8 protein-coding genes and 1 pseudogene are annotated in these 8,914 nt (G+C 71.5%); 1 reads left to right on the forward strand and 8 read right to left on the reverse strand.

Translation table 11 applies throughout. The features are described from left to right. The 8 genes from CCN29_RS16590 to CCN29_RS16630 form a co-directional block, all read right to left on the reverse strand. A partial coding sequence (locus CCN29_RS16590) for a uroporphyrinogen-III synthase (RefSeq protein WP_086682762.1) occupies positions 1–1,072 on the reverse strand: 1,072 nt, incomplete at its 3' end. 129 nt (positions 1,073–1,201) lie between these two features. Continuing rightward, a complete protein-coding gene (locus CCN29_RS16595) occupies positions 1,202–2,560 on the reverse strand; it encodes a nitrate/nitrite transporter (RefSeq protein ID WP_086682765.1) in 1,359 nt (452 codons plus the stop codon). 174 nt (positions 2,561–2,734) lie between these two features. Continuing rightward, positions 2,735–3,601: a hypothetical protein gene (locus tag CCN29_RS16600; protein ID WP_086682768.1), complete on the reverse strand. Its 867-nt coding sequence runs from the start codon at positions 3,599–3,601 to the stop codon at positions 2,735–2,737. A 252-nt stretch (positions 3,602–3,853) separates the two neighbouring features. Beyond that, on the reverse strand, positions 3,854–4,108 hold the full coding sequence (locus CCN29_RS16610) for a helix-turn-helix domain-containing protein (RefSeq protein ID WP_086682775.1): 255 nt from the start codon (positions 4,106–4,108) through the stop codon (positions 3,854–3,856). Beyond that, entirely contained in the window at positions 4,105–4,443 is a 339-nt protein-coding gene (locus tag CCN29_RS16615) for a helix-turn-helix domain-containing protein (protein ID WP_086682778.1), read from the reverse strand. The genes CCN29_RS16610 and CCN29_RS16615 overlap by 4 nt, the downstream gene beginning before the upstream one ends. Then, the gene (locus CCN29_RS16620) at positions 4,440–4,823 is read right to left on the reverse strand and encodes a type II toxin-antitoxin system RelE/ParE family toxin (protein ID WP_086682784.1); all 384 of its coding nucleotides are present in this window, start codon (positions 4,821–4,823) and stop codon (positions 4,440–4,442) included. The genes CCN29_RS16615 and CCN29_RS16620 overlap by 4 nt, the downstream gene beginning before the upstream one ends. A 114-nt stretch (positions 4,824–4,937) precedes the next feature. After that, positions 4,938–6,275: an acyltransferase family protein gene (locus tag CCN29_RS16625; RefSeq protein ID WP_086682781.1), complete on the reverse strand. Its 1,338-nt coding sequence runs from the start codon at positions 6,273–6,275 to the stop codon at positions 4,938–4,940. After that, the gene (locus tag CCN29_RS16630) at positions 6,272–8,470 is read right to left on the reverse strand and encodes a bifunctional polysaccharide deacetylase/glycosyltransferase family 2 protein (protein WP_031063608.1); all 2,199 of its coding nucleotides are present in this window, start codon (positions 8,468–8,470) and stop codon (positions 6,272–6,274) included. Before CCN29_RS16630 ends, CCN29_RS16625 begins: the two co-directional genes overlap by 4 nt. Positions 8,471–8,723: 253 nt before the next feature. On the opposite strand from CCN29_RS16630, the pseudogene CCN29_RS16635 reads away from it, so the two are divergent. Next, a pseudogene (locus CCN29_RS16635) lies at positions 8,724–8,914 on the forward strand (glycosyltransferase); the annotation flags it as partial.

Here is an 8,914-nt window from a genome sequence, read left to right on the forward strand (position 1 = left end):
GGGCGCCCAGGGCGGTGCGCAGGCGGGCCATCGCGGTCTCCACCGCGTGTTCGTCGCGGCCGGCGCCCGGGAGGGCGCGCAGCAGCTCGGCGCGCGAGACGACCCAGCCGGGTCTGCGGGACAGCGTCCGCAGCAGGGACATCCCGGCGGGCGGCACCGGACGCAGCTCGCCGTCGACCAGCACGGCGTGCCCCCGGATCTCCACCCGGTGCCCGGCCACGGGCAACGTACGCGCGCGGGAGGGGAGTTCGCGGCAGAGCAGCTGGACCAGCGGGCCCAGGCGGAAGCGTTCCGGCTGCACCGTGTCGACGCCCCGCGCCTGGAGCGGCAGGGCGGTGACCGGGCCGACGCAGGCGGGCAGCACGTCGTGGCCGAGCGCGGCCAGCAGGTCGTCGGCCAGCCCCCGCTCCTCGGCGCGGGACAGCAGCGACGCGGCGGCGGGCGCGCTGGTGAAGGTGACCGCGTCCAGGGTGCGGGCGACGGCCGCGTCGATCAGGCGGTCCACCGGCCCGATGTCCTCCGGCGGCAGCCACCGGTACACCGGCACGCCCAGCACCTCCGCTCCCCCGGCGCGCAGCGACTCCACGAACCCGGGCAGCGGCTCGCCGTGCAGCTGGACGGCGATGCGCAGTCCGTCGACGCCCTCCTCCAGCAGCCGGTCCAGCACCTCCGCCATCGACTCCGAGGCCGGCGACCACTCCTCGGTCAGCCCGGCCGCCCGGATCGCGCCCTTCACCTTCGGCCCGCGGGCCAGGATCCGCACCCCGCGCAGCCGCTCCAGCAGGTCCTCGCCGAACCCCCAGCCGTCGGCGGCCTCCACCCAGCCGCGGAACCCGATGGCGGTGGTGGCGACCGCGATGTCCGGGGCCCGCCCGATGATCTCCTTGGTGGCCGCCAGCAGCTCGCTGTCGTCGGAGAGCGGCACGATCCGCAGGGCCGGGGCGTGCAGCACCGCCGCGCCGCGCCGCTCCAGCAGCGCGCCCAGCTCGTCGGCCCGGCGCGCCGCGGTCACGCCCACCGTGAACCCCGCGAGGGGGCCGTGCTCCGGTGACTGCTCTCGTTCGTCGTCCATCACTCTCGTCCCGGCTCGAGTCGGCGTCCTGCACGGAGGTGCGGCTCCACGTCCGTGCCGAACGAGCCTGTCAACCAACCATGACAGGCCCGGTTCGGCTTCATGTCACCAGTGTTACGTCACCCGCCGTCATACCTCGGCGTAGCTGAGCTGCGGCTTCTCCTCCGTGGCGGGGGAGGCGCCGACCGGGCGGGAGGCGGGCCGGCGGAGGTATACCACCCAGGTGACCGCGAAACACACCGCGTAGCAGGCGAGGAACGCCACGAACGCGCCGGTGCCGGAGCCGTAGGAGAGGAACGACTGGCGGAAGGCGAGGTTGATGCCGACGCCACCGAGCGCGCCCACCGCGCCGATCAGCCCCATGGACGCCCCGGAGAGCCGCCGCCCGTACGCGGCCGCCGCCTCCCCTTCGAGGCCCAGCGCGTGCGCCTTGGCCTGGAAGATGCCGGGAATCATCTTGTACGTCGACCCGTTGCCGAGGCCGGTCAGCACGAACAGCCCCACGAAGGCGACGGTGAACAGCACCAGCGACTTCTGCATCGAGGCGACGATCAGCACGGCGGTCGCCGCGCCCATGGCGACGAAGTTCCACAGGGTGATGCGCGCGCCGCCGTACCGGTCGGCGAGCGAGCCGCCCACCGGGCGGATCAGGGAGCCGAGCAGCGGCCCGATGAAGGTGACGTACGCGGCCTCCAGCGGGGTGCGGTCGAACTGGTTCTGGAGCACCTGCCCGAAGGCGAAGCTGTAGCCGATGAACGAGCCGAAGGTGCCGATGTAGAGGAACGACATGATCCAGGTGTGCGGGTCGCGCGCGGCGTCCTTGGCGGCGCCGGTGTCGTTCTTCACCGAGGCCAGGTTGTCCATGAAGAGCGCGGCGAGCGCGGCGGCGACGACGATCAGCGGGATGTAGAGGCCGAGCAGCACCCGCGGCCCCCCGCTCGCGCCGATGATCGCGAGGGTGACGAGCTGGATGACGGGCACGCCGATGTTGCCGCCGCCGGCGTTCAGGCCGAGCGCCCAGCCCTTCTTCCTCAGCGGGAAGAAGGCGTTGATGTTGGTCATGGAGGACGCGAAGTTTCCGCCGCCGATACCGGCCAGCAGGCCGACCAGGAGGAAGGTGGAGAAGGACGTCCCCGGCTCCATCACGGCGAACGCGGCGACGGTGGGCACGAGCAGCAGCGCCGCGCTGATCACCGTCCAGTTCCGCCCGCCGAAGATCGCGACGGCGAAGGTGTACGGCACCCGGACCACGGCGCCGACCAGCGTGACCAGCGACGTCAGCAGGAACTTGTCGGCGGGGGTCAGCCCGTACTCCGGCCCCATGAAGAGCACGAGCACGGACCACATGGTCCAGATCGAGAAGCCGATGTGCTCGGACAGCACGGAGAAGAGGAGATTGCGGCGGGCGATCCGCTCGCCGGTGCGGTTCCAGAAGGTCTCGTCCTCCGGGTCCCACTGCTGGATCCAACGGCCGCTGCGGGCTGTCATGGGGCCTCCACTGCTCTCCGGGGCGCGGCGGTGCCGCGAGGGCTGGTCCCGAAGGTACGGAGGGAGCGTTTCCGCTCTGTGGCACGCGGTGACCGGCAGGGAACGTTGCTCTCACCCCGGCCGTGGGCGGGGTGAGAGGAGTCCGTCACCGGTCACCGGGGGTGCGGTGAGGGGTCAGTGCTGCGGGGGCTGGCCGTAGGGGCCGGGCTGGCCGTACGGGCCGGGCTGCCCGGGCTGGCCATAGGCGGGCGGCTGCTGGGGGGCGTACGGACCGGGCTGCTGCTGTTGCTGCTGCGGGAAGGGCTGCGGGTACGCCGGAGGCTGCTGCGGGGCGTAACCCGGTGCCGGCTGCTGCTGCGGCTGCGGCGGAACCGGCGGCGCACCCTGGGCCTGCGCCCCGTACGGGCCGTACGGAGCGGCCCCGAAGGGGTTGCCGTGGCCCGGCATCTGCCCGCCCGGGGGCAGGTAGCGCACGCGGCCCGTCTCGTCCGTCACCGGTGTGAAGTTGGCCGCCTGGAGGCGGGCGGCGAACTTGGCGTTGCGCTTGCGGGTGACGACGAACCCGATGCCGAGGATCGCCATGAGGGCCAGCCAGATGATGGCCGCGATCACGAAGTCGTCCGAGGTGCCGCCCAGCCGGTAGGCAATGATCACGGCGCCGATGGAGACGCCGATCGCGCCGTAGCCCATGCGCTTTTCGGCGTTCTTGCCGGTGAGGTCGAAGTTGATGCGCGCCTTGAGCAGTTCGAAGGCGTCCGGCACGAGCGGCGGCAGGGAGACGCCGTCGTGGGCGTTGGGGTACTGCGCCCAGTTCTGCGCGGCGCGGGTCTGGGCCTGCGGGCTGAGGTCGGGCACGATCAGCATCTTCAGCTGGCTGTTGTTCCCGCCGCCCTGCCGGACGTCGGCGTACTCGTACCCGAACTGCTGGGCGACGAAGGCGAGTCGGGCGAGTTTCTTCACGGATGCCATGGGACTGGTGAGCTCCACCGGCTCCCCGCTCGCCATCAACTGCAGCATCTTCTGCGTCTGCCGCTTGCTCATCCGCCCTCGCCCCCTGGCCCACCGTTCACTTCAGCAACAGGAGGCAGTGTGGCACGGCGGCCCACCTCGAACCAGAGCAGCTTGCCGACGCCCCGCCCGGGCACACCGTCCCCGAGGGTCCACCCTCCCCAGGAATCGGCGTACTCCCGCACGAGCCGCAGCCCCGCCGCGAGGCGTTGCCACCCCACTCGATCGCCGGCCTTCGTCAAGGCCAACCATCGCCCAGGACATGGACAGCGCAGCCCCGGTGTGTCAAGCGGCTTCGTCGCGCGGGGTGAGGCTGATGGTCAGGTCGGCGCCGAGAGCCTGAGCCAGGCGGCGCAGGAGGGGAAGCGTGGGCACGGTCCCGCCGCCTTCGAAGCGGGAGATCTGCGGCTGCTTCATCCCGCACCGCTCGGCCAGCTCGGCCTGGGACAGCCCAAGCTCGATGCGGCGGTCGTGGACGAGTTGCCCGAGCTCACGGGCGAGCGCGGAAGGCGGGTCCTGCATGGCTCCTCCCCGCCTCACGCCGCTGGGGCGACGATGGTGACGGTGGGCTCATCTCCGCCGGCGAGGTGCACGTCCACCGTGAGGTCCAGTGCGCAGGCCAGACGCATGATGACCGCGATGGGCGGCAGTTCGGTGGCCGTCTCGATGCCTTCGATGTCATCGACGTCGACGTGCATGCGCTCGGCGAGATCGGCCTCGCTCAGACCCAGCTGCTTGCGCCGGTCGTAGACGGCCTTGCCCAACGTCATGGCGAGGCCGGCCTCTTCGTAGACCCGGTCGTACTCGGGGTCGGCGTCCAGGTGTTCGCCCAGCAGCCGGCGGTGGCGACGGGTCCTCCATTCGCTGTGGTTCATCGAGACTCCTTGAGGTCGCGGCTGTAAAGGTCGTGCTCGGCGGCGGCTTCATGCTCTGCCTCGCACAATCGCTGTGCGGCGTGGGCGCGGTCCACTTCGGCCTGCTCACGCATCTTGGTCTTGCGGAACACGGTGAGCAGCACGACGCGACGGCCGGGCGCCAGCCAGTAGGTGATCCGCTGATGGGCATCGCCCAGGCGGAAGCGCAGCTCGCGGAGCTTGCCGCCCAGGTGGCGGGAGTGCGGTTCGTCGAGCGTGGTGGGCTGCTCGGCGAGCAGGTCGGCGACGCGTTCGGCCTGCTTGTAGTGATGGGCGGGAATGTTCTCCAGCCACAGCCGCACCTCCGGCTCGATCTCGATCGAGTACCGCCCGCTATCCATATCGCCGATGATATATGGCACGGCGTGCGAGAGCGCGAACATGCAGTTGATGCGTCCGTCGGACGTGTCGCCCGACGGCCCCTCCACTCCTCGGTGCCTCAGCAAACCTGACGATCAGCTCCGGTGTGCCCGTGCCTTCGGGCGGGAACTCTTGCTGCCGTTCGGCCACAGGCGTGGCCTGCGCTTCGCCGCCAGGTCCTCGACCCAGCCCGTGCCGAGGATCACCAGGCCGATCAGCGGCCAGACGAACGCGAACGCCCAGAGTTCGTACGTGCTGTTCAGCGCCTCCACCCCGCGCTCGCTCTGCATGAACGGCAGTTCGTACAGCAGGTCGACGATCGGGAAGGTGAGGGCGATCAGCAGGTTGTGCCACAGGTAGATGGTGACCGCGCGGTTGTTGGACAGGGTCACCAGCTTGTCCCAGTTGGCGAGCCGTCCCGGCAGCTCCCGCCACGACGGCGAGTACTGGAGCAGGATCACCACGAACCCGAACGACCAGGCAGCCTGCGCCAGCGGAATGTTGTTGAGGTCCCAGCCCTCGTCGCCGAGGTGGCCCGAGGCCCACCACAGGCCGAACGCCATCACGAAGGCGGCGCCGGACACGGAGATGTAGCGCGGGACCTGCTTGAGCATGCCGTCCTGGTGGGCGAAGCCCAGCACCCAGCAGGAGCCGTAGACCGCGAAGTCGGTGACCGCGTTGCCGGTCTCGCCGGGGATGGTGACCAGCCCGGTGCCGACGACGGCCGTCAGGCCCAGCGGGGCGAGCAGCGTCGGCCAGGGCGCCCTGCGGAACGCCCACAGCAGCAGCGGGGAGGCGAGTACGAACCACAGGTAGGCGCGCAGGTACCACAGCGGTCCCACCGCGTCGTCCGCCCAGGTGCCGCCGGTCAGCACTCCCAGGTCCCCGGACTCGAACGGGTAGGGCGGGGCGCCGATCGGGACGAGGTAGTGGAACAGCTTGACCAGGCCCCAGGACCCGCCGCCCTGGTCGGGGTCGTCCCCGGGGTTCCAGCCGCTCAGGAACAGCAGCGTCAGCGCGACCCCGCCGAAGAGCCACATCGGCGGCAGCAGACGGCGGAGGCGTCCGCGGATCACGCTCCACGCGCCCCGCTTCAGCGACCGCGCCATCAGCGAGCCGGCCAGCGCGAACATCACGCCCATGGACGGGAACACGATCGACAGCCAGGCCCAGCCGAAGAGGTGGTAGACGACGACGCGGACCAGGGCGACGGAGCGCAGGAGGTCCAGGTACCGGTCCCGGCCCGGCTTCTTCGGGGCGGCCGGGGGATCCGCGGGCTCCGGCGACGGGGCAGGTGCCGGCTCCGCCGTCTGCTGCCGCGGGAACGCGTGCGCCGGCCCCGGGGCCACGCCCGTGTGGGTGCCGTACGCGGGCGGGTAGGGTCCGGCCGGGTTCGGGACCGGGCCGGCGCCGGTCGGGTGTCCGTGGGTCATGCCACCGGCCTCCGGTCGTCCTGGTACGCCTGGCCGCCCGGCACGGCCCCGTTCACGGGCGCCCCGACGACACCGGTGCGGCGCAGCTTCTGCCAGCGCAGCCGGCCGCCGGTGAGCGCCGTGATCCAGGACTGGAGCAGCACGACGTACATGAGCTGGCGGTACAGGATCTGCTGCAGCGGCAGCGAGATCAGATGGGTCATGCGTTCCTTGTCGAGGCGGAACGCGTAGGCGGCGCAGACCGCCTGGATGGCCAGGACGCCCAGCCACGCGAGGATGGTCTGCTGGGTCGGTCCGAAGACCAGGCCGTACAGCAGGAACACGTCGATCAGCGGGGCCAGCAGCGGGGCCACGATCATGAACAGCGAGACGAAGGGCAGGCCGACCCGGCCGAAGCGGCCGGAGGGGCCCTTGTCGACGAGGGCGCGGCGGTGCTTCCAGATGGCCTGCATGGTGCCGTACGACCAGCGGTAGCGCTGGGACCACAGCTGCTGCACGGTCTCCGGGGCCTCGGTCCAGGCGCGGGCGTTCTCCGCGTAGACCACGCGCCAGCCGGCGCGGTGCAGCGCCATGGTGACGTCGGTGTCCTCGGCGAGCGTGTCGTCGCTCATGCCGCCGATGGGCTCCAGCGCCGACTTCCGGAAGGCGCCGACGGCGCCCGGGATGGTCGGCATGCAGCGCAGGATGTCGTACATCCGGCGGTCGAGGTTGAAGCCCATCACGTACTCGATGTGCTGCCAGGCGCCGATGAGGCTGTCCTTGTTGCCGACCTTGGCGTTGCCGGCGACGGCGCCGACCTTCGGGTCGGCGAACGGCTGCACGAGCTCGCGGACGGTGGACGGCTCGAAGACCGTGTCGCCGTCCATCATCACGACGATGTCGTAGCGGGCGTTGGCCAGGCCCCGGTTGAGGGCGGCGGGCTTGCCCGCGTTGAGCTGGCGGATCACCCGGACGTTGGGCAGGCCCATCGCCTCGACGATGCGGGCGGTGCCGTCGGTGGAGCCGTCGTCGATGACCAGCACCTCGATCGGATGGTCGCTGGCCATCAGGGAGGTGACGGTGTTCTCGATGCACTTGGCCTCGTTGTACGCCGGGACCAGCACCGTGACCGGCTGGGTGACCGGCGGGCCCCAGCGGAAGCCCTTGCGGCGCACCCGGCGGGCGTGGGCGCCGGAGAGGAGCAGCATCAGCACGAAGCGGGCGATGACCAGGGTGCCGATGATCGCGAGGCCGACCACCAGGACGTCGGTGATGTGCTCGGAGGCCTGCACCAGGAAGATCCAGGCCTTGCCCTTCCACAGCTCGGGTCCGGTGACCGGGCTGTGCGCGCTGGGCGCGTCCAGGGCCTCGGTCAGGTTGTCGAACTCGTAGCCCTTGTCCTTCAGGTCGGGCAGGAACCGGTCGAGCGCGGCCACGGTCTGGCTGCGGTCGCCGCCGGAGTCGTGCATCAGGACGATGGCGCCCTTGCCGTCCTTCGGGGTGGCGCGGCGGATGATCTCGTCGACGCCGGGCCGCTTCCAGTCCTCGCTGTCGGTGTTGTTGACGACGGTGAGGTAGCCGCGGCTGCCGATGTACTGGGTGACCGGCCAGGACTCGTTGTCCATGGCGTCGGAGAAGGACGAGTACGGCGGGCGGAACAGCGAGGTGCGGATGCCGGCCGCGCCGGTGATGGCGAGCTGGTTCTGCGACAGCTCCCAGTCGATGCGCTTCTTGGACTGGAGCGCCAGGTCGGGGTGGTTGAAGGTGTGCAGGCCGACCTCGTGGCCCTCGTCGACCATGCGCTTGACGAGGTCGGGGTAGCGGGAGGTCATGGTGCCGGTGACGAAGAAGACGGCGTGCGCGTCGTGCTTCTTCAGCACGTCGAGCACCTTCGGCGTCCAGGTGGGGTCCGGGCCGTCGTCGAAGGTGAGCACCAGACGGTGGTCCGGGACGCTGAGCGTGGCGGCCTTGCCCGTGCGGGCGTCTATCACCGGCCCGCCCTCGAGTATGTCCTCGGGCACCTCGGTGGTGGGCGCCGGCTTCTGGATGCGGTGGTCGGCGAGGATCTCGCTGTGCACGTAGCCGCGCAGCATCAGCATGGCGGCGAGGGCGACCAGGACGAGCAGCGGCAGCAGCAGGCGCAGTGGTACGCGGCGGCGCAGTGCGCCGCGCCGGTCCGGGCGGGGCGCCCGGCGGCGGTGGGACGGGGATGCCATCAGAGGACGTTCTCCGGGGACGGTGCGGCGGCGGGGGCGGAGTCGGCGCCCGCGGCGGGTTCGGCGGCGACCGGGCGGTCGGCGGAGGGAGCGGACAGGCTGTCGGTGCCGTTGACCTCGCCGCCGCCACCGGTGGTGGGGTCGGGCGTGCCGGGAGACGCGGTGGCGTCCGGGGTGGTCGGCGTCGTGGGCTGCGTGGCGGTGCCGCCGCCGGCCGGGGGCGTGGTGGCGGCGGTGCCGCCGCCCGCGTCGCCGCCGGGTGCGCCGCAAGGGCTTCCGCTGGGGCCCGCCGGTCACCCAGCCGGTCACGGTGCTGGTCCCGGCGTACAACGAGGCCAAGTGCATCGAGAACACCGTCACCTCCCTGATGGCCAGCGACCATCCGATCGAGGTGCTGGTCATCGACGACGGCTCCACCGACGGCACCGCCCGCATCGTCGAGGC

Source organism: Streptomyces pseudogriseolus (genome assembly GCA_002154585.1).
GTDB classification, from domain to species: Bacteria; Actinomycetota; Actinomycetes; order Streptomycetales; family Streptomycetaceae; genus Streptomyces; species Streptomyces pseudogriseolus.